Genomic DNA, 26,532 nt, shown 5'->3' on the forward strand with positions numbered 1-26,532 from the left:
TGATCGGAGAAGATTGTAAATGGGTATTATTGATTTAGATCACGTTAATGTGGATTTCCCTAGTAAAGAAGGCAAAATTGTTCAGGCTGTTCATAATGTTAGCTTAACAGTTGAAAAGGGCGATATCTATGGCATTGTAGGCTTTTCCGGTGCAGGTAAGTCTACACTGGTTAGAACAGTCAATCTTTTACAAAAGCCAACTGCAGGCAATATTAAGGTTAATGGTACTGACTTTGTCAAAGATGGTAAACAAGTAATTGCTAATAAGGATTTACAACTAGCTCGCAGAAAGATCGGCATGATTTTTCAAAATTTCAACCTATTAAATGAAATTAGCGTAGTTGACAACGTGTCTTTTGCCCTGAAGCATTCCGGATTAAAAGAAAAAGAAATTAAAGAAAAGTCATTAAAGTTGTTAGACCTGGTGGATTTAAAAGATAAAGCTAACTTTTACCCAGCTCAACTTTCAGGAGGTCAGCAACAAAGAGTTGCGATTGCCAGGGCTTTAGCAAATGAACCAGATATTTTGATTTCTGATGAAGCTACGAGTGCGCTTGACCCTCAAAATACATTGCAAATTTTAACTTTATTAAAGAAGCTACAAAAAGACCTCAACCTAACTATCGTACTGATCACTCATGAAATGGCTGCAGTCAAAAAAATCTGTAATAAAGTTGCGTTAATGCAATCTGGTCAGGTGATCGAAAATGGCAATCTCCGTGAAGTAGTCTTGCATCCGAAAAAAGATTTGACTAAGAGTTTTGTTGGTGGTTCGTTGGAAGTTATTAATACTCTGAGGTCTCTTAAAATCAACAAATTAGATGACGATAATGAAGCTATTTATCAACTTGTTTATAGTATGGCTAACGTTACTAAAACTATCATTATTGATTTATACCGTAAAGTTGGGGTTGAAGCTAGTATGCTATATGGTAACGTAGAACTTCTTGATGATGAGCCAATCGGAACTCTGCTTGTTCAAGTTAAAGGTGATAAGACTAAACAGCAAGAAACAGTAGATTATTTAAAAAAAGAAAAAGTCGCTGTTACTCGTTTGAACGAAAAGGGGGATCTTTATGAGTAGTTGGTTTAGCAGAGTTTTTCCCAATGTTGTGCAACTGGGCTGGCTAGGTGATACTGGTTGGGGAACCAGTATTTTTCAAACATTATATATGACTTTTTGGTCCGGAATATTTGGGGGAATTTTAGGTTTAATATTCGGTGTAATTTTAGTTCTGACCAAAAGTGATGGAATTAGGCCTAATAAATTCTGGTTCAATGTTTGCGATAAAATTGTCTCAATTTTTCGTGCTATTCCGTTTATAATCTTACTAGCATTTATAGCACCCGTTACTCAAAAAATTGTCGGAACTCAGATTGGTATAAAAGCAGCTCTGGTTCCATTAACATTGGGCGTTTTTCCTTTTTATGCCCGTCAAGTTCAAGTGGCTTTAGAAAGCGTTGATCATGGTAAAATTGAAGCAGCACAGAGCTTGGGCGCTACGATTTGGGATATTATTTTTAGTGTTTATTTAAATGAAGCGAGATCAGAACTTGCTCGTGTTTCTACCGTTACAATTATTAGTTTAATTGGTTTGACAGCAATGGCTGGAGCCATTGGTGCAGGTGGCTTGGGTAATACAGCAATTTCATATGGATATAATCGCTTTAACAACGATGTAACACTCGTTGCAACGGTACTAGTTATCATTTTGATATTTATCGTTCAAGTGATCGGTGACTTTTTCGCTAAGAAATTAAATCATCAAAGTCGCTAATAAATAAAAAAATAAAAACAACGAGGCGAACTCGTTGTTTTTTTCGTACTTAACTATAGAACTATTTAACTGCGTCTTTCAAAGCTTTACCAGGTTTAAACGCAGGAACCTTAGTTGCAGGAATGGTTAAAGTTTCGCCAGTTTGTGGGTTTCTACCTTTTCTAGCTGCACGATTACGTACTTCAAAAGAACCAAAACCTATAATTTGTACTTTTTCACCTTTAGCCAAGTTATCCTTGATTGATCCGATTAAAGCATCGATGACTTTTTCAGCCACGTTTTGCTTAAGTTCTGCTTTTGCTGCAACCTCTTTTGTAAGTTCAGATTTGTTAATTGAAGCCATAATTCTTCTCTTTTCTATAAAAATTATACATATTCAATGCTGTTAAATAGTTCGTATTTTTTCTATACTAATCCATCTAAAGCATTGTGTCGCTTGATATCCGGCAACTTTTATTATTTTAGCACAGATAATGCTACCTTCAATAGTAAAAAGCTAAATGTTAACTTAATTTTTGCTGTTCTAACAAGCGGTTGACCATTTGCAGATAGTTCAAATAGAGAGGCTTAAAGCGAGAATGTTTTTCTTTTTGCCAAGGCTTGGGTTTACCGCAAAAATGTAAAATTGAAGTGTTTTTCATGACCCATTCTGTGTTAATTTCACCAGTACTTCTGGTCAAGTAAACTGAAAAAGCTCTTGCATCATAGTTCCAACGTGTTTCAGGAATTTTGAGTATCTCCTCGCCATATAAGTAGTTTAGAATATCTTGATCAGGCAAAATCAAAGTATCATGATGTTGTTCAATTGCCTGAGTAATATCTTCAATTTTGATCTTTTTTCTCATTTGGTCCAAATCCATTAGCATTATTCCAGAGTTAAAGTATCCAGTTGAGGTCCCAAGTCTGATATTATTGATTGAACTCATAATATCTGTTAGACCCTCGTGAACCGAGGCAGCAAACATTTTACCTTTAAGATCTAATTGCCATAATGGCACTACTGAGTTTATAACTAATATGTCCGGGTCGAGGTAAATAATTCTATGTAAGTCTGAAGGTAAAATTTTGCTTGAAAGTAGCCTAAAGTACATTTCCTTGGGGTAATCATGCAAATTTAACAATGAATTCGGGAATTTAATCTTTTTATTCATAGTTAAGGTTGATACTTTAATTCTGATTTTTGTGCCAAACTTTTTAAGTTTATTTAGAGCATGTTGATCAATATTGTCATAAATTAACCATACGTGGAACTCCTCAGTCATATTGTTCAGTCTGAGGGAATACATCATCACTTCAAGTGGTTTGATATAGTTTTGATCTATAGTAACCAATATTTCGATCGGTTCTTTTAGACGATTATTCATAAAGTCTTCCTTTACCAGTTTCTTGTTTATTTTCACTATTTATTAGTATAAAGCAAAACATGTTAAGATACCTCATAATATAAGTTGTAAAAATAACTTAGTGTGAAAACTCATAACAATATTACTTCTCTTAGATTTTGCAAAAGAAATTATTTATTCAAAGTAGTAGAATGTATATAAATAAAGTTTTAACAAAGAGGTATTAACATGAAGAAAAAATTATTGCTAAGTTTAACTGGAATTACTGCTTTAGTATTAGGACTATCCGTCAGTAAACCAGTCGTAGCTGCAACTTCGTCAATTCAAGGACAAAATCCTTCTACAACTAAAGAAACAAATACTGCGTATCAAAGTGACAGTAATAAGGAACAAACTAGCTCAAACGATACATCTGCAGCTGGTAGTTCCTCCAAAAATACTAATAATTTAAGTAAAGTTTTAAAGTATTTGCAAAAAAGTGTCATATTAAAAAAGTCAGCATATATTTATGATAATAAAGGTAAAAAGATAAAAAATAAAAAACTGAAAAAAGGAACAGTTGTATATGTTTCTGGCCTTAATACTGCTAAAGGACACAGCTTTTTACAAATAAGTACTAAAAGTAAGAAAAAACAATATATTAAACCAGGAAATGTTAAGATCCTTAAAATTAAAGTTTATAAAGTTAAGACAAACGCCAAAGTTTACGACAAAAAGGGTAGACTAGTGGTCAAAGGAAATAAATATGCGTTTGTTAAAAAAGGAGTAAAGATTCCCGTATATTACCTGAAGAAAATTAACGGACAAAAATTTGCTGGAATTTCTAAAACTCAATTTCTAAGATGGTCTGATTTAGTTCATTAAACTAATTAAAAATTGCTTTATAATAGTGGTACTTAAAGAATTGATAGAAAGAGGTACTAAAATGACTGATGCAGTTTTAAAAAGAGTAGCTATTAGGAAATATACGGCTGAAAAAGTCTCTGAAGAAGACATAAAAACATTAATTGCATCCTTTCAAGCATCTCCATGTGGTATGCACCAAGCTGATGTGATGCAGATGACAGTGGTAGAAGATGAGAATTTGTTATCTGAAATCGAGCAGGTAACAAGCGATGCTTGTTACAATGCTCCTTTATTGTTTATTATTAATGTCAAAAAGGTAATGAATTTGGTGAGAGAGATGCCTCAGTTGCAGCAGAGAATTTGATGGTAGAGGCAGCAGCACTTAACTTAGGTTCGGTTTATTTAATGAATGCAGCAAGTGTGCTTAATTCTGCTGAAGATTTAGAAAAGAAGTTGGAAGTTCCTGAGAATTTTGAGACTAGTGTCATTGTGGCCTGCGGCCATGCTGCAGAGCAGCCAAATGATGACAGATCAAATAGATATAAAGTTATTAGAAAATAACTGCTTTGAAGACTTAATATTAAAAGCTGTAGTCCAAATTTTAAATAATGTGGCTGCAGTTTTTTTGACAAAAATTAAATTTATTAAAGCCAGAATGGTTTATGGCTATCTTACTTGATATAATAAATTATGTAAGCGTTACATTTTTTTGCTTAAGGAGCAAGTATCATGAAAAAGATTATTAATGATCCAGCAAGTGTTGTACCAGAAATGGTTGAAGGAATGGTCAGATCATATCCCCAATATATTGTCAGGGTTAAGGATACTGAAGCTGTTATGAGAGCAGATAAAGATTCTATGACGGGCAAAGTCGGGATTGTAAGTGGTGGAGGTTCAGGACATGAACCTACTCACGCTGGCTTTGTGGGCAAGGGAATGCTAAGTGCAGCTGTTTGTGGACAAGTATTTACTTCCCCAACTCCAGATCAAATATATGAGGCCATTAAAGCTGTTAATCAAGGTCAGGGAGTTTTTTTAGTTATTAAAAATTATTCAGGCGATGTGATGAATTTTGATATGGCAAAAGATATGGCTGATATGGACAACATTAAGGTCAAGTCAATTGTGGTAGATGATGATATTGCCGTTGAAAATAGTACATTTACACAAGGAAGACGGGGAGTAGCAGGAACATTGTTTATGCACAAGATTTTAGGGGCAATGGCTCAAAATGGTGCCAGTCTAGACGAAATTGATGCAACAGCGAAAAAGGTATTGCCTAATATTAAAACAATTGCGGTTGCTTTGTCTGCTGCTACCAACCCTGAAACAGGCAAACCCGGTTTTGTTCTCAAAGATAATGAAATCGAATATGGAGTTGGTATCCACTCAGAGCCTGGATACCGGCGTGAACAGATTAAGCCTGCTAAAGATTTAGTAACTGAGTTAGTGGGTAAATTAAATGATGAAATGCACTTAGATCAAGATAAAAAATATGCCGTTCTGGTAAATGGTATGGGCGCCACACCATTAATGGAACAATATATTTTTAGTAATGATTTGCTAAATAAACTGGCTGAGTTCAATGTCAAACCAGCTTTCATGAAAGTAGGTAATTACATGACCTCACTTGATATGGCTGGTATTTCACTCACAATATTTGAATTAGCAGATGATAAGTGGCTTGAATATCTTAATCAGCCAGTTGAAACAATCGCTTGGTAAAGGAGAAATTAATATGAGCTTAACAGTTAAAAATGTGATTGAATGGATGAATAACTTTTCTTCCAAAGTTGAAGAGAATAAGCAATTTTTAAGTGATCTGGATACTGCGATTGGTGATGGTGACCATGGCTTTAATATGAGCCGTGGTATGACTGCGGTTAGTCAAAAATTGAGTACCGAGCCTAAAACGATTACTGATGCTTTTAAGCAAATCGCTATGACTCTCATTTCTACAGTTGGTGGTGCTTCAGGTCCACTTTATGGAACCGCCTTCTTAGAAATGGCAAAGAAGAGCAGCACAACTTCAGATATAGGAGATTTACTTGATGCTGCGTTAACAGGTATTAAAAAACGTGGCGGTGCTGAGCCCGGAGATAAAACTATGGTTGATGTATGGACTGTATTAGTGCCAGAGGTTAAAACTAACACATTAACTCAAGAAAAAATTGATTCAGCTGTAGCGGCAACCAAAGATTTAGTTGCGAAGAAAGGTCGTGCCTCTTATTTAGGCGAAAGATCAAAAGGCCATGTGGATCCCGGCTCACAATCTAGTGGATACCTTTTTGAAGCATTACTTGAAACAGAAGGTATCTTATGAGTTTAGGTATTACTTTAGTCTCTCATGTTCCAGAGATCGTTACCGGTTTGTCTGAGCTATTGGGACAGGTCGCAAAAGACGTCTCAATCACTACTGCTGGTGGAACTAACGATGAAGATATTGGTACCAGTATGGACAAAATTTTGCAAGCTTTTTCTGTAAATAAAGCTGATGAAATATTAGCATTTTATGATTTGGGCAGTGCCAAAATGAATCTTGAATTGGCGACAGAAATGACTTCTAAAAAAATTCATCTGTATGATGTTGCCTTTATTGAAGGAGCATATACTGCTGCCACCTTAATTGAGGCAGGGGTTAAGTTAACCGAAATTGAAGGACAGCTTAAGCCCTTAGCATTAAAGAAATAGAATAAATACTAGATTTATATTGAGTAAAAATAACACTATGCGTATTTTAATTTGATTTTAGACGAAAAATTCAGAAACATTTTTAAATCTTAGATTATAAAATAACAACAAAAGGAGATTTTTTAGAAAAATATTTTTATTTAAAGAAAGGGTTTACATAAGTAGAATTTTATATTATATTGAATCTGGGAGTAATTTACTACTAATCATTATTTTGGATTTCAAAAGTAAGTCCAATAATCGAAGTAGGAGATTAAAAATGAATAATAGCTTAACAATGCAAGTAGTGGGAGAGTTCCTTGGAACTATTATCTTGGTGTTGCTTGGAGATGGCGTTTGTGCCGGTGTCAATTTGAATAAGTCGAAGTCAAAAGGCAGTGGCTGGATCGTTATTTCTTTTGGTTGGGGCTTTGCCGTGACATTTGGTGTATTTTGTGTTAGCTGGCTTTGTCCAGGTCACTTTAATCCTGCAGTGTCACTAGGTATGGCAATTGCCAATAAGTTGCCATGGTCTTCCGTTTTGCCATATATGCTGGCCCAAACAGCTGGAGGCTTTATCGGTGGTATCTTAGTATGGCTAACCTATTTTCCTCACTGGCAAGAAACAACTGATCAAGATGGTATTTTAGGATCGTTTGCTACGACACCAGCTATAAGAAATTACGGTTGGAATTTCTTTACTGAGATGATTGCTACGTTTGTTTTGGTATTTGGCTTGTTGGGATTGACTAATACAAAATTAGCTCCAGGATTTAATCCATTGTTAGCTGGATTTTTGATTACAGCGATTTGTTTGTCTTTAGGAGGACCGACCGGAATCGCGATTAATCCAGCCCGTGATTTGGGACCAAGATTGGCTCACCAATTTATGCCGATTGCCAACAAAGGTGGTTCAGATTGGGCTTATAGCTGGGTTCCGATCTTTGGCCCACTTTTAGGCGGAGTAATTGCTGCATTATTGTTCAAAGTTATTGTATAAATAAAGCATAAGCTTTTAATAACACCTTCAAATTTCTAAAAATCGGAGGTGTTTTTTTGTATCTAATCCATTTTTTCTATTTAGTCTGATTTTATATAAAAACTCCTAGCTTCAAAATAGTTTCAAGTTAACTTTTAAAATTTTAATGCTCACTTACTAAGTATTTTTATTGTTCTATTGAGCTTAATTCTCTAGCATTATTTAAATTCATTTTTTTAAAAAATATATTATTAGCAATGATTTTCACTAAAACGGATTATATTCTATTTTAAAATTGTTAAAGGTACTTGTTTTTGGTTGCTCTAGTTTAGTATTATTAAAACTATATTGAATTAAAAAAGGCGGTTTAAATGAATAATTGGGCTGTAATATCAACTTGGAGTATGTCGTATGACGGATTGGTGAAAGCGGCAGAACTGTTGAAAAACGATGCAAGTGCTGGGGATGCTGTTGAAAATTTGATAAAAAAAGTTGAATCATATCCCCTTTATAAATCCGTGGGATATGGCGGACTTCCTAACGAAGATGGTGTTGTCCAAATGGATGCTGCATTCATGGACGGTGACACCTTGGCACAAGGTTCTGTAGCTGCGATTGAGAATGTAAAACATGCTGTTTCAGTTGCTCGAAGACTAAGCTTAAATAAGACTAATAGCTTTTTAGTCGGAGAAGGAGCGACTAAATACGCAATGCAAAATGGCTTTGAAATGACCAATATGTTGACTGAAAGAGCCAAAACTATCTGGCAGAACAAAGTAAAACAGCAACTTCAATCAGGCCTGCATCCTTATGATGGTCATGATACTGTAGGGGCATTAACTCTTGATCAAAATAGTTCGCTGGCTGCTGCTACATCAACTTCAGGATTATTTATGAAGAAAAATGGTAGAATTGGCGATTCACCATTATCTGGATCTGGATTTTATGCAGATAGTCACATTGGAGCTGCTGCTGCAACTGGACTAGGAGAAGACATCATGAAGGGCTGCCTTTCATATGAAATTGTCCGTAAAATGGTAGAAGGAAAGTCTCCCCAGGAAGCCTGTGATGCTACAGTTTATCCATTTTGCAAAGATTTAAAAAAGCGTTATGGTCAAGTAGGGGAAATTTCCCTCATTGCTTTGAATAAAAAAGGCGAGTGGGGCGTAGCAACCAATGTTGAGTTTCCTTTTTGTATTGCTGATAAAAAGCGAAAACCTCAGATATTAATGGCAAATCCCAGCCATCACAATAAAACCGAAATTGAACCAATTTCTCAAACTTGGTTAGATGACTACCAAAAGAAAATTAATGCTCCCGTAAAGTAAGCATTGCTAAGAAGAAAGTGAAGTTAAATGTTAAAAGAAGCATGTGTAGAAAATTTTGCTAAAATTCCTTATGTAATTAATAAAGGTGCTGACAGAATTGAACTAAATAATAATTTAGCATTAGGTGGCACCACGCCTTCTTATGGGGTAATCGAAAAAGCAGTTACTTATGCCTCTAATTTTCAAATACCTGTTATTGTGATGATTAGGCCAAGGGGTGGAAATTTTAGATACAGTGAAAGTGAAATAGAAATTATGGCCAGTGATTTAGAAATAGCAGCTAAATTAGGTGCTCAAGGAGTTGCCTTTGGCTGTTTAACCACTCAAAATCATTTGGATAAAGCAAAAATGGAACGTCTTATTTCACTAGCCAGATCTTTAAATATTGATGTTGTCATGCACATGGCTTATGACGCAATACCTTTAACTGAGCAAGAAGACGAACTAAACTGGTTAGCAAATAAAGGTGTCAAGAGAATTTTGACACATGGTGGAGATTTATCAATTCCTATTTTAAAAACAATTTCTCATTTAAAAGAAATTATTAACTGGGCAAACGGCAAGATAGAAATATTACCAGGTGGCGGTATTACTGCCAAAAATAGTAGTTTAATTGCTGAAAGATTGCATGTAGACCAGTTACATGGTACAAAAATTGTGGAATGAAATTAATTTTGTTTTTAACACAGGTAAAAATTTGATTACTGAAAAATAATTGCACATCAAAATATGCGGTTATTTAAAGCGATAAAGCATTAGTTTTATTTGTTTACAGAAGCTAAAATAAAGGCATTAAGTATTGACTTAATCATTTTCACTAAAAATTTAGTTGACAGGAAATAAGTCATTGATTAAAATATCTTTAATATTGATAAAGCGATGAAAAGATAAGTAAGTTTGCAAGTAACGTTTTAGAGAGTCCTGTTGCTGAAAAGGGACCGTGATGGTAAGCTGAAAGTAACTTTGAGCTATATGGTGAATGTTAGTAGCTATTATTGGGTACACCCATTAACGTGTTAGCGTATCGCAGTATGCCGTACGTGAAGTGACTGTGTATTTTTTATCGTCTTTTAGTGATAATTATTGCAGTAATTTAGGTGGTACCGTGCTTAAGCACCCTTGATTTGAAAATCAAGGGTGCTTTTTTATTTTCTAAATAAATTTATCAAGGCCCTTTATCTATATTAAGCGTTTATATTTATCAGGAGGAACTGTAATGGAAGAAATTGAAAGAGATGTTAATACCAAGCCTTTATCTTGGAAACAATATTTAGTAGTTGCATCATTGCTATTCGGTCTATTTTTTGGTGCAGGTAATCTGATTTTCCCAATTCATTTAGGCCAGCTTTCAGGAGCAAATTGGGGAATGGCCACTTTTGGCTTTTTAGTAACGGCTGTGCTTTTGCCACTATTAGCTGTTTTAGCTATTAGTGCCAGTCATGCTAAAGGGGTTTATGATATTGGTAAACCTTTGGGAAATAGTTTTGCTCTTGCGTTTATGGTTTTAATCCACTTGACACTAGGACCATTATTTGCCACACCACGGACCGCGAGTATTTCCTTTTCAGTTGGCTTGCAACCGGTATTGCCGAAATCGGCAACTAAGCCAGCACTTTTAATATTCTCGGCAATATTCTTCATTTTGGCTTTTATTATTTCTTATAAGCAATCTACGATTTTGACTAGTATTGGTAAAATTTTAAATCCTTTGTTTTTATTACTGTTATTTTCAGTTTTTTTATTAGCTGCAATTTCACCAATGGGTGCTGCCAGAAATCAAAATGTTACCGCGGCTTATCAAAGTGCGCCTTTCTTTAATGGCTTTTTAGAAGGATATAACACTATGGATGCATTGGCTGGTTTGGCTTTCGGCTATACAATAGTTTCAGCCGTAAGACAACTTGGTAAAACTTCTGCGAAAAGTAACGCAAAAGTGACTGCCAGAGCTGGTGTGATTGCTACAGGTGCAATTGGCATCATTTACGTTGGTTTAATTTGGGTTGGAGCAACGACATTAAATCAATTTAAAATTTCTGCTGAAGGAGGAACTGTCTTTAACCAAATTGTTACATATTATCTGGGTGACTTTGGTCATGCTTTACTTGCTACGTTAGTTACATTAACCTGTTTAACTACTGCAGTCGGTTTAATTGCCGCATTCGCGCAAGACTTTCACCGCAGTTTTAGTAAAATTAGCTATCATGGCTGGCTAACAATTATGACTATTGTTTCGTTCATTACTGCTAATTTTGGTTTAGACACAATTATTTCTTGGTCTACACCAATGCTAATGTTTTTATATCCAATTGCAATGGTGTTGATTATATTATCGATTTTTGGCTCTTTATTTGACCGTGATCCGGTTGTTTATTTTTGGAGCATTGTCTTTACCTTTATTCCGGCTGTTTTGGATATGATTGCTTCTTTTCCTGCGATAGTTAGCAAACAAGCATGGGCACTACAATTAAGAGCATTCCAACTACATTTTCTTCCTTTTGCCAACATAGGTATGGACTGGGTTATCCCGGCAGTTATTGGGTTAGCAATCGGTTTTATTGTTCATTTTTACCATAAACCAAAAACTAATTAATTGTGTAAATATTGTTCTATTTCTCAAGCCAATCTTTTGACAACAAATGTTTATAAAAGTAGATTAAAGAAAAAGCAATCTGTTTAATATAAAAGGTAGGATTGAGTAATTTGAATAATATGAACATGAATCATAGTGAAAATATGAATCATTCAATGAACGCTGATTCTTCAATGAAAATGGGAAATCAGGACATGATGATGCATGGTGGTCATATGATGCACATGGGAAACTTAAAGAAAAAGTTTTGGATTTCACTAATATTATCTTTACCGATTATATTTTTATCTCCAGCCATGGGCGTTCATTTGCCATTTCAGTTTTCTTTTCCAGGTTCTGAATGGGTTGTAGCCATTTTTGCCACTATTCTTTACTTTTATGGTGGCGAACCCTTCTTATCAGGTGCTTTTTATGAAATAAAAGCTAAAAAGCCTGAAATGATGACCTTGATTTCTTTAGGCATCACTACTGCTTATATTTATAGTATTTATGCTTTCGTTGAAAACAATATCTTAAGCAGTAAAGTTCATGTAATGAATTTCTTTTGGGAATTGGCAACTTTAATTTTAATTATGCTTTTAGGACATTGGATTGAAATGAAGTCCGTGATGAACGCGAATAGCTCAGTTCATGATTTAGCAAAACTTCTGCCAGATAAAGTTCACGTTCAAAATAATGGTCGAGCAGAAGATGTGGCAATCAATGATGTCCAAAAAAACGCTATCATTTTGGTCAAAGCCGGTGAAAGTATTCCTCTTGATGGCGTGGTATTAAATGGTTCAAGTCAAGTAAATGAATCGCTCGTTACTGGAGAATCAAGTGCAGTTACACGCAAAGTAAATGACAAGGTAATCGGTGGTTCGATAAATGGCTCTGGTACTTTAACTGTCAAAGTTACTAGCTCCGCAAATTCAGGCTTCTTGGCCAATGTCAATAAATTAGTGCAATCTTCTCAAATGAATAAATCGCGGCTGCAAAACTTGGCCGATCGAGTTTCCAGCTGGTTATTTTATGCTGCACTTATTTTTGGTATTATAGCTTTAATTGTTTGGACTAGTTTACGAGGAATTTCTGGTGGTCTTGAGCGGATGGTAACTGTTTTAGTTATTGCTTGTCCTCATGCACTTGGTTTGGCTATTCCTTTAGTAAATGCTAAAAGTACATCAATTGGTGCAAAAAATGGCTTGCTCATTAGAAACCGCAACGTCATCAGTGTTAGTTCAAAAATAAATTATCTTCTTTTAGACAAAACAGGAACTTTAACTGAGGGCAAATTTCAAGTACGAAAATATGATAGTTTAAGCAAAGGTTATGATTCTGAGGAAATCATCAAACTGATCGCTTCGCTTGAACAAGATTCCAATCACCCAATTGCTCAAAGCATTTTACAATTTGCTAAAGAAAAGCATCTTAACTTATATTCCTTATCAAGCAGTAAGACTTTGGATGGTAAAGGAGTTTCTGGAACTTTGAACGGAAAGGAATATCAGCTTGTAAATGAAAAAACTGCTAGAAGCTTGGTAGGTCATTTTCCGGAAATCGATGCTTTAAATTACACTTCCAGCTATTTAGTAACAGGAAATGAACTTTTAGGTTATGTAGCAGTTGGTGATGAAATAAAGAAAAATGCTGCAGCTTTAATTAAACAAATTAAAGATCTTAACATTACACCGGTGATGTTAACTGGCGATAATGAAAAAGTTGCGCAGAGTATTGCGCAGAAACTTAGAATTTCCGAGGTGCACTCAGGCTTAATGCCAGATGACAAACAAAAAATTGTTGCACAACTTCAGGAAAAAGGAAATAAAGTCATGATGGTGGGAGACGGAATAAATGATGCTCCCAGTCTTGCAAAAGCTGACATTGGTGTTGCTATAGGTGCAGGAACTGATGTTGCCGTGGACTCAGCTGATGTTGTTTTAGTCAACAGTAAACCACTTGATATTATCAGTTTCCTCAACCTTGCACAGCATACTCAAAGAAAAACCATTGAAAACTTATGGTGGGGAGCAGGCTATAATATCATAGCTTTACCACTGGCAGCAGGTATACTTGCACCTTGGGGAATTTTGCTATCGCCGGCTGTTGGAGCGATTTTAATGTCATTATCAACGGTCATCGTAGCTATTAATGCTGAAACACTAAAAATATAAAATTCTAATTAAGGCACTCAATAAGAGTGCTTTTTTGATAAAATAAAATTAATTTTAAAATTTTAAAATGATACCCCTTTTATTTTAAAATATTGAAAATAAGACTAAAAACCTGTATTATGAGTGCATGAGAATATTACTGCTTTTAATAGCTAAAATACTAACATTTGAAAAAGGAGATTTAGTATGAGTAAAGAAGAATATCGTGTTGAAAGTGATACAATTGGCCCGGTTAAAATCCCTAAAGATGCACTGTGGGGTCCTCAAACTGAAAGAAGTCGTAACAATTTTCCCAGTGGTGAATTAATGCCGCTTGCAATTATTCGTGCTTTTTTACATTTAAAAAAAGCTGCAGCTGAATCGAATGTAGAAGTTGGCGATGAACCAGCAGAAAAAGGGCAAGCTATTGAGGAAGCTATTGATCACTTGCTTAAGTTGGACGATCATGAATTGCGTCAAGATTTTCCTTTACATGTATTACAAACCGGTTCTGGTACTCAGAGCAATATGAACGTTAACGAAGTAGTAGCTAATCTAGCTAACAAGATGCATCCAAATTTGGATATTTTACCCAATGATGACGTTAACAGAGGACAATCTTCAAACGATACATATCCCACAGCGATGAATATAGTTGCAGTTGAGGCTTTAGATAAGCTTGAACCTGCCGTGCAACACTTAATTGACGAACTCAAAATTAAGCAGGACAAGTATTGGAAAACAGTCAAAGTTGGCCGTACTCACCTGCAAGATGCTACTCCGATAACTTTTGGTCAAGAGGTTTCTGGCTATATTTCAGCTTTAAAACATGATTTATCTTATATCAAAGAGCTTAAGCCAACATTATATGAACTGGCAATTGGTGGTACTGCTGTTGGGACAGGCCTTAATGCTGCACCTGGTATGACTGTCAAAATTGCTGACAAACTGTCTCAAGTCTATGGTCATGATTTTAAAGTTAATACCAATAAATTTTGGGGTTTAGCTCATCATTCCGGCATAGATGTTGTCCATGGTGCTTTAAAAACCTTAGCTGCTGACATGTTTAAGATAGCCCAAGATATAAGATTCTTAGCATCAGGTCCAAGGGCAGGCTATCACGAACTTAATATCCCGGCTAATGAACCGGGTTCCTCAATTATGCCTGGCAAAGTTAATCCTACACAGGCTGAGGCTGTAACAATGGCCGCTGCGAAAGTCTTTGGCAATGATACTACTATTACTTTTGCTTGCTCTCAAGGTAATTTTGAAATGAATGTCTATAAAACTGTCATGATTACAGCCTTTCTAGATTCTTGTGACATTCTAACCGGTACCATCAAAGGTTTTGCTGATAAGATGATTGCTGGCTTAACCGTAAATGCTGCAAAAATGGACGATTTGCTTGAGAGTTCTTTGATGACAGTAACGGCTTTGTCGCCTCATATCGGTTATCATGCTGCTGCTAAAATTGCGCAGACTGCGGATAAAGAAGGAACAACGCTTAAAGAAGCAGCTCTCAAAAGTGGCAAATTAACTGAAAAGGAATATGATGAATGGATGGATTATATGGAGATGACCAATATATCTCAAACTAATCCTGAAAAATAAATCTTTTAAATTTCTGTAGAGGAGAAATCAATGGTTAAATTTGTTTTTACGCCTAATAAGGCTTCTGAAATACAAAAAAGTTACGACGCAATTATAATCGGTGCAGGTGGTGCCGGCTTAACTGCAGCTATTCAGGCCCATGAATTAGGACTGAATGTTGCTATTTTTGAAAAGAATTCTGATTTAGGTGGGAACACAAACAGGGCTTCTTCTGGAATGAATGCTTCTGAAAGTCTTGTTCAAATAAAACAGGGAATCATAGATGATAAAGAAGATTTTTACCGTGAAACTCTCAAAGGCGGAGGAATGATGAATGACCGCGAACTTTTACGCTATTTTGTCGATCATTCTGCTCTTGCCATAGATTGGCTAAAAGATCACGGTATAGAGCTAACTAATTTAACTATTACAGGTGGGATGAGCAAAAAGAGAGCTCACCGTCCTGCTTCAATGGCACCGGTAGGCAATTATTTAGTAACTGGAGCTTTAAAGCAAATACAAAAAGATAAAATACCAGTTTTTAATAATGCAAAAGTAACTAAGCTTTTACAAGATAACAAACAGCAAGTAACTGGTGTTCAGGTTGATACTCTGAATGGACAAGTAAAAGTAAGTGCAAAGGCTGTTCTTTTAGCTTCTGGTGGCTTTGGTTCATCTAAAGAATTAATTAAAAAATATCGTCCTGACCTTGTAAATTATAAGACTACTAATCAGCCTGGTGCTACTGGTGATGGTTTAAAGCTTGCTAGTCAAATTGACGCTCAGCTGGAGCAAATGGACTTTATCCAAGTGCATCCAACTGCTCAAACTGATACTGACCACGTCTACTTGATAGGAGAGGGTCTAAGAGGAGAAGGAGCTATCCTCGTTAACAAATCTGGTAAAAGATTCGTCAACGAGTTAAGTACACGTAAAATTGTTTCTGACGCAATTAGCAATTTAAACGAAAACGGTGCTTTTTTGGTTTTCGATCAAGGTATTAGGAATAACTTTACTGCCGTTGAATTTTATGATCACGTAGGATTGGTTAGTCATGGGGAATCAATTTCTGATCTAGCTCAAAATATTGGTGTCACAGCTTCGAACTTGAACGAGACTATTACTAATTGGAATGAGTCTGTCAGAAATAAAACAGATAAAGAATTTGGCAGATCAACGGGAATGGAGCATAAAATTGCGCAGGGACCATTCTTTGCAATTCATATTAATCCGGCTATTCACTATACTATGGGTGGTATCCATATAAATCCTCAAACTGAAGTTTATGATACCGACGGTAATGTAATTAAAGGCCTCTATGCTGCGGGAGAAGTTTCAGGCGGGTTACACGGAAATAATCGAATTGGGGGCAACTCAATTGCTGAAACAGTCATTTTTGGTAGGCAGGCAGGAATACAAATGAGCAAGTTTGTCAAAAACCAATAACTATAATCAACTAAACTAACGCTTAAAAAGTAACTGTCAGCTGGTGGCAATCTTGATAGTTTTTTTTCAGATTCCACGTTTGTAAGTCGTGGTTTTGCAACTGATTTGTCTATTAAAATTATAACTTTACATAAACAAAATTATGTTTAATAAGTTTCTAGCTCTTTGTCGTTTAGCAGCGGCGAAGGGTTTTTTGTTTTAGGTTTTAAAAAAACGCTATGTCAAAAATACTAATTTTTACCTTATTAAAGAACCGAATTTTAAATATGTAAGACTTTTTTCATTTTTAAAAAATTAAAAAATAAATTATTTATTTTAAATATTGCAAATATCAGAAATAAAATTTATAATGTGGATGTAAAGGATTACATTTTTAAAAAATTCGAAAGGAAATGACTTAATGAATAAGAAAGTATTATTGGTTGGAGACGGAGCTGTAGGTTCAACTTTTGCAAATGATTTGCTGCAACATACTAACGTTGACGAGTTAGTAATCTGTGATGTGGTCAAGAAACGTCCGGTTGGAGACTCAATGGATTTGGAAGATATACTGCCTTTTACAGGTGAGTGTAATATTCATTCTGGTGAATACTCCGATGCAAAAGACGCTGCTGTGGTTGTTATTACAGCAGGTGTTCCCCGCAAGCCAGGAGAGAGTCGGCTTGATCTTGTGAATAAAAATGTTAGCATCTTGAAAAGTATCATTCAACCAGTAGTCGAATCGGGTTTTGATGGTATTTTCCTAGTTTCTGCTAATCCAGTTGATATATTGACAACTTTAACTCAAAAACTATCTGGCTTTCCTAAAAATAAAGTAATAGGGACGGGGACTTCGCTTGACACTGCTCGTTTAAAAGTAGATTTAGCTAGGAGATTAAATGTTCCTGTAGCTGAAATTAATTCTATGGTGTTGGGCGAACATGGTGATACATCATTTGAAAACTTTGACGAGTCAACTGTTAGCGGTAAATCACTAAAAGAATTTGCTAATATTGATAAAGATATTTTGAACCAAGTTGAACTGAATATTCGTCAAAAAGGTGGAAATATAATTGAAAATAAAGGTGCAACATTTTATGGCATTGCGATGATGTTAACGCAAATTGTTACTGCAATATTGACTAATCGTTCAATTTCTTTGCCTTTATCTGCACCGATTAATGGTGAGTATGGTATTAAAAGCAATCTTTATTTAGGCACTCCTGCAGTAATCGACGGATCTGGAATCAGTCAGGTAATTGAGACTGAACTTTCAGAGTCTGAAAAGGCAAAGATGGTGGACTCAGCTGCCAAAATGCAAGAAGTACTGAATAATATTGCTTTAGATTAATTAAAAAGAAGGCAAGAATAATGCAGGTTGGAAAGAGAATTTTTTTACAAAGAAAGCTTCCTCCAAAAGAAGTAATCTCTGCATATAAAAAGCTGCCATCATCAAATGTAGCTGACTGTATGAATAGGACAGGTGCAATGTCGCCCAGAATCAGACTGATGTCACACCCACATGAAGAAATGTGTGGTCCAGCTTTTACAGTTCATAACCGCCCAGGTGATAATTTAACTATTTATGCAGCCTTAAAATATTGCCAAGAAGGTGATGTGGTTGTCATTGATAATGAAAATGATAATACCAGGGCAGTCATTGGTGAAGTAATGATGACATGGCTGCGTGACCAAAGACATGTGGCTGGTGTAGTAGTTGATGGGCCAATAAGAGATATTGATAGTTTAAGTAACTGGGATTTGCCTATTTATGCTGTAAGTACCACTCCAGATGGCCCTTATAAAGAAGGGCCAGGAGAATTAAATGTACCGGTTTCTTGTGGTAACGTTAGTGTTAACCCCGGTGACGTCATTTTAGGTGACGCTGACGGTGTTATAAAAATTGCTCTGGAAGAAGCAACTGAGTTGTTGCCGGTTGTTCAGGATTTTCATGAAAAAGATGAAGCAAAAGCTGCTAGTTTTCATGATGGTTCAGGAAATATAGATTGGCTTGATGATGAATTAAAGAATAAGAATTATGAAATTATCGACGATTTTTATCGCCCGGAAAATTATAGGTAATTACTATGAAAACACTTGAAAAAGTTAATTATAAGGGCTTCGTTTTACCTTTAGTGATTGGCGTTATCCTATGGTGCATCACACCGTTAAGACCAAGCGGATTGTCTGCTCCAGCATGGGAAATGTTTGCCATTTTTGTAGCAACTATTGTTGGCTGTATTACAAAGCCTTTGCCAATAGGTGGCACTACATTGATTGGATTGATAGTCACAGTTTTAGTTGGTTTGGCTCCAATCAAAGATGTTGTAGATCCAAAAACTGGTAAAGTAACTTCTGGTATTCTCAGCGCCTTTAGTAATTCTGCTTCTTGGCTAATTGCTATGGCTTTTATCATGGCATATGGTATTAGCAAAACCGGTTTAGGTAATCGAATAGCGTATTGGATGATTGAGAAATTTGGTAAAAAGTCCATTGGTATTGGCTATGCTATTACCGGTTTGGAATTAGTTTTAGGAGCTTTAATACCATCAAATAGTGCACGTACAGGTGGTGTAGTTTGGCCGGTGACTGAATCAATCTCTAAAGATTATGACTCTCTTCCTAACGACCCTACAAGGAAGAAAATTGGAGCTTATCTTAGTTTTACCGCCTTCCATGCAAACATTCTGTCAACTGCTCTGTTTATTACGGGTGCTGCTCCTAATATGGTGGCATCCCAAATGGCAGCACAGAAAAATTATAATATGACTTGGATCAGTTGGTTTACGGCAGCAATAGTTCCTGTTCTAGTTGCAACTATTATTATTCCAATTGTGATTTATAAGATTTTTCCTCCAGAAATTAAAGAAACTCCCAATGCTAAAAAGTGGGCCAGTGACCGTTTAGCAAAAATGGGACCAGTGACAAAACCTGAAATGATTATGTCAATAGTATTTTTGCTGGCTATAATTTTATGGGTTTTATCCGGAATCTTCAAAATACCTCAATTAGATTCTACTTTTGTAGCCTTTTTGGCTGTTGGCTTGTTGCTGCTAACAGGCGTCTTAACTATGAAAGATGCTTTAAACCAAACTGGAGCTTGGAACATTCTAATTTGGCTGTCAATTTTAATATTTATGGCAAGTAAACTTATTTCCTTTGGCTTCATTGATTGGTTCTCTAAGACTATTCAGACTGGTCTTCACGGAATAAGCTGGCAAATAGTATTAGCTGTTTTAGTGATATTGATGTTTTACACCCACTACTTCTTTGCCAGTGGTACTGCACATATGACAGCATTATACCTGCCATTCTTATCTGTTGCTGTTGCTACAGGAGCTCCATTAGGATTATCAGCTATGCTCTTGGCGTTTACCGGAGCAATTAATGCTTCAACCACTCATTATGCTAATGGACCGGCTTCTATATTAGCTACAACAGGTTACATTAAGCAGAGTGAATGGTGGAAATATAACTTTATCTTAGGAATTCTTTATTTACTGATTTTCGGTGTGATAGGTACTTTATGGATGAAAGTTATTGGAATTTGGTAAATGCTTAAGGCAAATAACTTTATAACTAATGATGGTATTCGAATATCTTATTACGATACATTAAAAAGTGGTCAACCTATTTTAGCGGTTCCTGGCATAGGTAGTTCTGCAATATTATGGCAAGAGGCTGTAAGGCTTTTTGCAGAAGATTACCGCTTTATAATAATTGATCCTCGAAATCAGGGACGTTCTCAAAGAACGTTTAAGGGGCAGCGTATTAGTCGTCATGCAGCTGATCTAGCTGAGCTCATTAGCAGATTGGATTTAAAAAATATTATTGCTGTTGGTAATTCCATGGGAGCCGCAAACATTTGGGCTTATGTTTCACTATTTGGGTCGCAAAGATTGCAGGCAATTGTTGACTTAGATCAACCTCCAAAAATGGTTCAAGACAGCACCTGGCACTATGGATTTAAAGATCTAACTTGGAAAAATTATCCGGTTTATTTAAAGGCAGATCTTGGCAACGGTATTTTTGCTCATATCAATGATGAGATGTTTAAAAAGGCTAAAATTGAAGCTCAAAAATATCCGTATAATGCCGAAGAAAATTATCTTTGTCGAATAGATCATGCTGAGCAGGATTGGCGGGACGTTTTAATTAGCTTGAAAATTCCTATGCTAGTTTTAGCAGGACAAAATTCACCCTTTTTTGATTATCATTTTGCCTATGCTATGAGAAAATTAAATCCTAAAATTTCCACAGGAATAATAGCAAACTGTGGTCACTTAATTCAGGCGGAACAGCCTCTGAAAATGTATAAAGAAATTATGAAATTTTTGCAAGAATTTTAGCTAAAGTGAGAACCAAATAAATGGATAAAACTATAGACCTTAATTTAACTTTCCCAGACACGAAAGCAAGATGGGAAAATTTCTTAATTAATCATGGTATTAAAGATTTCAGCTCCCGCGAAGTTGATGTTCTCGATCATACTATTGGCTTAATAGATGAAGATGGCCATTTGGTTGGAACTGGTAGTATTGCTGGCAAAGTTCTGAAATACATAGCTGTGTCAAACGATGATTCTGTTCACGGGGCACGCTTTAATCAAATAGTTTCGGCTCTACAAGAATACCTTTTTGGTCAGAAAATTTATCATTCATTCGTATTTACCAAAGCCAAATATTCGTCTAGTTTCACCCATTTAGGTTTTAATGAATTGGCTCATACTGATACTGCGGCTTTTTTAGAAAGTGGAACACCAAGTATTCAAGACTTTTTAGCCAAAATACCTAGAATTAAAAACCAAAGTCAAAAAAAAGTTGCAGCAATTGTTATGAATGCTAATCCATTTACTTTGGGCCACCAAAATTTAGTACAACTGGCAAGTAGTGAAAATGATTTGGTTTATGTTTTTGTAGTGGCTACAGATGCTTCTCTATTTAAAACATCTGAAAGAATGGATTTGGTAAAAAAAGGAACTGCCAACTTTAAAAACGTGGTGGTAGTCAGCGGTGGAGATTACCTGGTTTCACGCTCGACATTTCCGGCTTATTTTTTAAAGTCACCCGATGAACTAATTACAACGCAAACCAAGATTGATGCTTTAATTTTTAAAAATATTATTGCACCAAGATTAACAATTAAGAAACGCTATCTAGGTACTGAGCCATTTTCAAGGACAACTAATTTCTATAATCAAAGTTTAGAAAAAATACTTAGTCCCAGTATTGTCGTTAAAATCGTGCAACGTTTTCGTGACAACGAAAAAATAATTACGGCAACTAGTGTGCGCCAATTGATCAAAAATAGTGATTTAAAAGATATTTCCGCTCTAGTTCCACCAACTACAATGAATTTTATAAATGAAAATTATCAAATTTTACAAGAAAGAATCGAGAAAGGAATGAACATTGATGGAAATTAAAACTGTTGGAGTAGCAGGAACATTAGAATCTTCGGATATTCAGATAATGATCTCTGCTGGTCAAAATGGGATTGAAGTTGATCTGGATTCAGAGGTAGCTAAATCATACGGTGATCAAATTAAAAAGGTAATAACTGAAACACTTAATAAATTTGGTATTACTAACGCAAAAGTTAAGGCTACTGACAAAGGAGCTCTTGACTGCGTGATTGCTGCAAGAACATTAGCAGCTGCTCAAAGAGCAACTGAAACTACTGACGAACCAAGATTGGAGGTATTGCAATAAATGACTTATGTTAGAAATCGTTTGCGTCGAACAATGATGTTTGTACCAGGTAATAATCCTGCAATGGTTAAAGACGCTGGCATTTATGGAGCGGACTCTATTATGCTGGATTTAGAAGATGCAGTTTCGTTAACTGAAAAAGACGCAGCCAGAATGTTAGTATTTAATGCTATTAAAACAGTTGATTTTGGTGGTGCTGAAATAGTTGTTAGAATTAATGGTCAAGACACACCCTTTTATGACGAGGATGTCAAAGCCATGGTTCGCGCTGGAGTAGATGTTATTCGTCTTCCTAAAACTGAATCGGCCGCTATGATTAAAAAATTAGTGGCGGATATGGAAAATGCTGAAGAACAGTATGGCGTTGAAAAAGGTTCTATTGGCGTAATGGCAGCGATTGAGAGCGCAAAAGGTGTTCTCAATGCTCCTGAAATTGCAACTGCAACCCCATTAATGATGGGCTTAGCTGTTTCAGGTGAAGACTATACTGCTGATATGCACACACACCGTTATCCCGATGGACGTGAACTTGAATTTGCCCGCAACATGGTTTTGCAAGCTGCCAGAGCAGCCGATGTTTATGCCTTTGACACTGTATTTTCTAATATGAATGATACAGAAGGATTTTACCGCGAAACAAAATACATCTATGAACTAGGTTATGATGGTAAGTCTTTAGTTAATCCAAGACAAATACCTATGGTTAACAAGGTATTTAACCCTACTAAGGAAGAAATTGAAAATGCTCTTTCTGTCCAAAATGCTATTCAAGAAGCAAAGGCAAAAGGCTCAGGCGTTATTTCAATGAACGGTAAAATGGTCGACAAACCAGTTGTTGAGAAGGCTAATCGTGTTATTGAAACTGCTAAAGCATCGAATTTAATTGATGAGGAGGGTAATTACATTGGAGAATAAAGTAAAACGCAATTTGCCAGATGATTTAATGACTAAGATGAATCTTAAACCATTTGAATCTGTGGAAATAGGTAACCCTGAAATAAAGAGAGTGGCTCCTAAAGTGCAAGTTACCACTGGTGAATCAAAAGTGGTAGATTCTTTAGAAGATGTAATTAAAAAGACTCTAAAAGACGGTATGACCATTTCGTTCCACCATCATTTTAGAAATGGTGATTTTGCTTTTAATAAAGTAATGAATCTAATTATTAAAATGGGCTATCAAAATTTAACTTTAGCTCCATCTTCTTTAACAGGTGTTATGAATGACACGGTAATTGAAGCAATAAAAAAGGGTGTCATTACCAATATCACATCCTCTGGAATGAGAGGTAGTTTGGGAGATTTTGTTTCCCACGGTGGCTTGAAAAACCCAGTGGTTTTCCGTTCTCATGGCAATAGAGCCCGTTCTATTGAAGAAGGAGAAATCAAAATTGATGTGGCATTTTTAGGAGTTCCAAATGCTGACCCTGCCGGTAACGCCAATGGTCAAGAAGGGGACGCAGTTTTTGGTTCCTTGGGCTATGCTTTGATTGATGCGCAATATGCGGATAAAGTGGTTTTACTCACAGATAATATTGTTGATTATCCAAATACACCTGCCTCAATTAAACAAACTCAAGTCGATTATGTTGTGAAGGTTGATCAAATTGGTGATGCTGATAAGATTGGTTCAGGAGCAACTCGTTTTACTAAGGACCCTAAAGAATTAAAAATAGCACAAACTGTTAATCAGGTAATTACTAATTCACCATATTATAAACAAGGCTTTTCTTTCCAAACCGGTTCTGGTGGAGCTGCTTTAGCTGTAACCAGATACTTAAGAGAATCCATGCTAAAAGATGGCATTAGGGCATCATTCGCGCTTGGTGGTATAACTAAGCCTACGACCGACCTTCTTGAAGAAGGACTAGTCAAGAAAATTATGGATGTCCAGGACTTTGACAAAGGTGCCGCAGCTTCAATGGCCCAGAATAAAAATCAACAGGAAATAGATGCCTCTTGGTACGCTGATCCTCATAATAAGGGAGCTGTAGTAAATAACTTAGATGTGGCTATTCTTTCTGCTTTACAAATTGATACCAATTTTAATGTTAACGTTATGACAGGTTCCGATGGTGTTATTCGCGGTGCCATAGGTGGTCACCAGGATGCAGCTGCAGCAAAAATGACTATTATCACCGCTCCGTTAGTACGTGGACGCAACGCTACTGTTGTACCAGAAGTGGAAACAGTCGTTACACCAGGAGATTCAATTGATGTTTTAGTGACCGAAAGAGGAATTGCAATTAATCCTCATCGTAAAGACTTAATAGCTGCTTTTGCTAAAGTTCCTGAACTCAATATTGTTGACATCAAAGAACTGCAAGAAATGGCGCAAAAACAGGTTGGAACTCCAAAGCCTCTTGAATATACTGATCGTGTTGTTGCTTTAATTCAGTATCGAGATGGCACAATTATTGATACGATTAAGCAAGTAAAAGATTAACTAATTATTTTAATGAAAGTGTGAGAATGAGGATGAAACTTGTTCTCACGCTTTTTAGTTATAATATAGAAATAGAAGGAAGATGATAAAATGGTAAAAACAATATTTGCTGAAGGAGAACCACAGAGTATTGCAGAGGTATTAGCAAATAAAGATGAAAGGGCACAGTTGCAACAAACAATATTTCAGAAATTTCCAAAATGTACGCTGCTAGATGTTAAATTAAACATTCCCGGCCCTATTAAAAATAATCGCTATTTAAAAGAAATTTTTGCTTCAGGTATTCTGAATTTGGAAGATATTTTGCAAAATAGCCAGTTACCTTTTACTTTATATAAGCATTGGGAGAGAGCAGCAGGTTCAGAAAATTTTTATCTCGTTAATGCTAATTATCATTCCGTTAAAAAAAAGGCAGTTGAATTTGAAAATAAGCGAAAAATTGATCGGCTATTTGATGCCGATGTATTAATTAGAAAACAAAAACAGGCAATATCCCGCAAAGATCTGGACTTGCCTGTTCGCAAATGTTTTCTATGTTCAAAACCCGCTAAAGAATGCGCTCGCTCAAGAACACATTCAGTTGCAGACCTGCAAAATTATATTACTAGCCTATATAATGAAGAGTTCTACAAAAAATCCGCAAATTAAAGTACCTCGTTTTTGCGTAAAACTCTTTCAGCTATACCCGAAGTAGTAATTAAATGTGTTATTATGCCAGATCTGAGAGCCCCCAAAAGTGCATCTTCCTTAAATCGGTTTTTAACAATTACGAACCGATCAGGAACTGCTAAAATGTCTGAAAGACTGATGCCAGATATATGAGGCTCAATCGGACTATAAAAGCGACCCTTAATATCATAAGGTCTGCCAAAAATAATTCCTGCTAGCTGATTTTTTTTAATTTCAGTAAACAGTTTATCAGCATAATAATCCATAAAAAATTGTCCTGATTCTAGTGATTGCATGGTACCAATGCTTGCAAATACCAGGTCAAGTTGTGAAAAATATTTTTCAATATACTGATAATAGGGTTCTTGCTGAATTTTTTTGACCAGTCCTGGATCAATTGCATAAAGAGGAGCGGGAAAAGTTAGACTTTTTGCATTAAATTTGTCAGCAGCATGTTGAATAAGTGGCTGCTTGCGTTTACTAGCATTTACCACTTGACCCAATAGTTGAACAAAAGTTAGGTCAGCGCGAGTTTCTGCTGAAAAATCATCAATAATGTCTCTTAAAAGTGTTCCCCAGGTTAATCCCACGACGTGAGCAGAATTAATATAATTTTGAATTTGTTTAGCGGCATAATTGACAATCATTTCATTGTCTTGATTTTTAGTTTCTTTATCCTCTAAGATATAAACTTCTTTCAGATCGAAAAGTTTTTGAAAGTCTCGTTCGAGATTTTGCGCTCTTTTGGGGCTTTGATAAATACTAATTTTTACAATGCCTTTATCTTCAGCTTCTTCTATTGCTTTTGCAATAAGATAACGAGAAAGACTATATTTTTTAGAAATTTCAGCAATATTTAACTTACTCAAGAAATAGTCATGTGCTATATTTGCAATTTCCTCATCTGTTAACAATGTCATTTGGTTATTCCTATTCTTCATACTCTACATTTGTTTTCATTATATTAGAAAAAGCGCTTTAATACTATAACCTAAACAACTTTTTATAATTAATTATCTTCAAAAACG

25 protein-coding genes, 1 pseudogene and 1 other annotated feature are annotated in these 26,532 nt (G+C 35.7%); of the genes and pseudogenes, 23 read left to right on the plus strand and 3 right to left on the minus strand.

Going from position 1 to position 26,532, the window contains the following annotated elements:
• The first annotated feature begins 19 nt into the window (after positions 1–19).
• A complete protein-coding gene (locus tag AAA915_RS00540) occupies positions 20–1,084 on the plus strand; it encodes a methionine ABC transporter ATP-binding protein (RefSeq protein WP_338198909.1) in 1,065 nt (354 codons plus the stop codon).
• Positions 1,077–1,778, plus strand: coding sequence for a methionine ABC transporter permease (locus tag AAA915_RS00545; protein WP_122026132.1), 702 nt, complete (start codon positions 1,077–1,079; stop codon positions 1,776–1,778). Before AAA915_RS00540 ends, AAA915_RS00545 begins: the two co-directional genes overlap by 8 nt.
• Positions 1,779–1,839: 61 nt before the next feature.
• Here the strand turns inward: AAA915_RS00545 and AAA915_RS00550 are convergent, their stop codons facing one another.
• Both AAA915_RS00550 and AAA915_RS00555 read right to left on the minus strand, forming a co-directional pair.
• Positions 1,840–2,121 carry an HU family DNA-binding protein gene (locus AAA915_RS00550; RefSeq protein ID WP_122026131.1) on the minus strand — a complete coding sequence of 94 codons (282 nt, stop codon included), beginning with the start codon at positions 2,119–2,121 and terminating at the stop codon, positions 1,840–1,842.
• Between the two features lie 160 nt (positions 2,122–2,281).
• Positions 2,282–3,142, minus strand: a complete 861-nt coding sequence (locus AAA915_RS00555; protein WP_338198912.1) for a glycosyltransferase family 8 protein — start codon at positions 3,140–3,142, stop codon at positions 2,282–2,284.
• Positions 3,143–3,349: 207 nt separating this feature from the next.
• On the opposite strand from AAA915_RS00555, the gene AAA915_RS00560 reads away from it, so the two are divergent.
• From AAA915_RS00560 to citX, 21 genes and pseudogenes are all read left to right on the plus strand, one after another.
• Complete coding sequence (locus AAA915_RS00560; RefSeq protein WP_338198914.1) at positions 3,350–3,985, plus strand: SLAP domain-containing protein; 636 nt, start codon at positions 3,350–3,352, stop codon at positions 3,983–3,985.
• Positions 3,986–4,046: 61 nt separating this feature from the next.
• Positions 4,047–4,528, plus strand: a pseudogene (locus AAA915_RS00565) (nitroreductase family protein).
• A gap of 168 nt (positions 4,529–4,696) precedes the next feature.
• Positions 4,697–5,692 (plus strand): dihydroxyacetone kinase subunit DhaK, encoded by a 996-nt coding sequence (dhaK, locus tag AAA915_RS00570; RefSeq protein ID WP_338198917.1) that lies wholly within the window; start codon positions 4,697–4,699, stop codon positions 5,690–5,692.
• Between the two features lie 13 nt (positions 5,693–5,705).
• Positions 5,706–6,290, plus strand: a complete 585-nt coding sequence (gene dhaL, locus AAA915_RS00575; RefSeq protein ID WP_294830041.1) for a dihydroxyacetone kinase subunit DhaL — start codon at positions 5,706–5,708, stop codon at positions 6,288–6,290.
• The gene (gene dhaM / locus AAA915_RS00580) at positions 6,287–6,658 is read left to right on the plus strand and encodes a dihydroxyacetone kinase phosphoryl donor subunit DhaM (protein WP_338198920.1); all 372 of its coding nucleotides are present in this window, start codon (positions 6,287–6,289) and stop codon (positions 6,656–6,658) included. Before dhaL ends, dhaM begins: the two co-directional genes overlap by 4 nt.
• A gap of 259 nt (positions 6,659–6,917) precedes the next feature.
• Positions 6,918–7,637, plus strand: a complete 720-nt coding sequence (locus AAA915_RS00585) for an MIP/aquaporin family protein (protein ID WP_338198922.1) — start codon at positions 6,918–6,920, stop codon at positions 7,635–7,637.
• A 350-nt stretch (positions 7,638–7,987) separates the two neighbouring features.
• Positions 7,988–8,944, plus strand: a complete 957-nt coding sequence (locus AAA915_RS00590; protein WP_338198924.1) for a glycosylasparaginase — start codon at positions 7,988–7,990, stop codon at positions 8,942–8,944.
• A 27-nt stretch (positions 8,945–8,971) separates the two neighbouring features.
• Positions 8,972–9,610 carry a copper homeostasis protein CutC gene (locus AAA915_RS00595; protein ID WP_338198926.1) on the plus strand — a complete coding sequence of 213 codons (639 nt, stop codon included), beginning with the start codon at positions 8,972–8,974 and terminating at the stop codon, positions 9,608–9,610.
• 204 nt (positions 9,611–9,814) lie between these two features.
• Positions 9,815–10,068, plus strand: a binding site (T-box leader).
• Between the two features lie 92 nt (positions 10,069–10,160).
• Positions 10,161–11,534, plus strand: a complete 1,374-nt coding sequence (gene brnQ / locus AAA915_RS00600) for a branched-chain amino acid transport system II carrier protein (protein WP_338198928.1) — start codon at positions 10,161–10,163, stop codon at positions 11,532–11,534.
• A gap of 101 nt (positions 11,535–11,635) precedes the next feature.
• Positions 11,636–13,687: a copper-translocating P-type ATPase gene (locus tag AAA915_RS00605; RefSeq protein ID WP_338198930.1), complete on the plus strand. Its 2,052-nt coding sequence runs from the start codon at positions 11,636–11,638 to the stop codon at positions 13,685–13,687.
• 186 nt (positions 13,688–13,873) lie between these two features.
• Positions 13,874–15,277 (plus strand): class II fumarate hydratase, encoded by a 1,404-nt coding sequence (locus AAA915_RS00610; protein WP_338198932.1) that lies wholly within the window; start codon positions 13,874–13,876, stop codon positions 15,275–15,277.
• Positions 15,278–15,307: 30 nt separating this feature from the next.
• Positions 15,308–16,702, plus strand: coding sequence for a flavocytochrome c (locus tag AAA915_RS00615; RefSeq protein WP_338198934.1), 1,395 nt, complete (start codon positions 15,308–15,310; stop codon positions 16,700–16,702).
• A 400-nt stretch (positions 16,703–17,102) separates the two neighbouring features.
• Entirely contained in the window at positions 17,103–18,032 is a 930-nt protein-coding gene (locus tag AAA915_RS00620; RefSeq protein WP_338198935.1) for an L-lactate dehydrogenase, read from the plus strand.
• 20 nt (positions 18,033–18,052) lie between these two features.
• Positions 18,053–18,763 (plus strand): RraA family protein, encoded by a 711-nt coding sequence (locus AAA915_RS00625; RefSeq protein WP_338198937.1) that lies wholly within the window; start codon positions 18,053–18,055, stop codon positions 18,761–18,763.
• A 5-nt stretch (positions 18,764–18,768) separates the two neighbouring features.
• Entirely contained in the window at positions 18,769–20,235 is a 1,467-nt protein-coding gene (locus AAA915_RS00630) for a DASS family sodium-coupled anion symporter (protein ID WP_338198939.1), read from the plus strand.
• Entirely contained in the window at positions 20,236–21,030 is a 795-nt protein-coding gene (locus AAA915_RS00635) for an alpha/beta fold hydrolase (RefSeq protein WP_338198941.1), read from the plus strand. It abuts the gene before it with no gap.
• A 20-nt stretch (positions 21,031–21,050) separates the two neighbouring features.
• Complete coding sequence (gene citC / locus AAA915_RS00640; protein WP_338198943.1) at positions 21,051–22,106, plus strand: [citrate (pro-3S)-lyase] ligase; 1,056 nt, start codon at positions 21,051–21,053, stop codon at positions 22,104–22,106.
• Positions 22,096–22,392: a citrate lyase acyl carrier protein gene (citD, locus tag AAA915_RS00645; protein WP_338198945.1), complete on the plus strand. Its 297-nt coding sequence runs from the start codon at positions 22,096–22,098 to the stop codon at positions 22,390–22,392. Before citC ends, citD begins: the two co-directional genes overlap by 11 nt.
• Positions 22,393–23,307 (plus strand): aldolase/citrate lyase family protein, encoded by a 915-nt coding sequence (locus tag AAA915_RS00650; RefSeq protein WP_338198947.1) that lies wholly within the window; start codon positions 22,393–22,395, stop codon positions 23,305–23,307.
• Complete coding sequence (gene citF / locus AAA915_RS00655; RefSeq protein WP_338198949.1) at positions 23,297–24,835, plus strand: citrate lyase subunit alpha; 1,539 nt, start codon at positions 23,297–23,299, stop codon at positions 24,833–24,835. Before AAA915_RS00650 ends, citF begins: the two co-directional genes overlap by 11 nt.
• Positions 24,836–24,925: 90 nt before the next feature.
• Entirely contained in the window at positions 24,926–25,483 is a 558-nt protein-coding gene (gene citX / locus AAA915_RS00660) for a citrate lyase holo-[acyl-carrier protein] synthase (protein WP_338198951.1), read from the plus strand.
• Here the strand turns inward: citX and AAA915_RS00665 are convergent.
• The gene (locus AAA915_RS00665; RefSeq protein WP_338198953.1) at positions 25,480–26,424 is read right to left on the minus strand and encodes a sugar-binding transcriptional regulator; all 945 of its coding nucleotides are present in this window, start codon (positions 26,422–26,424) and stop codon (positions 25,480–25,482) included. The genes citX and AAA915_RS00665 overlap by 4 nt on opposite strands.
• Positions 26,425–26,532: the final 108 nt, after the last annotated feature.

This window comes from Lactobacillus rizhaonensis, assembly GCF_036246345.1.
Taxonomy (GTDB): Bacteria; Bacillota; Bacilli; order Lactobacillales; family Lactobacillaceae; genus Lactobacillus; species Lactobacillus rizhaonensis.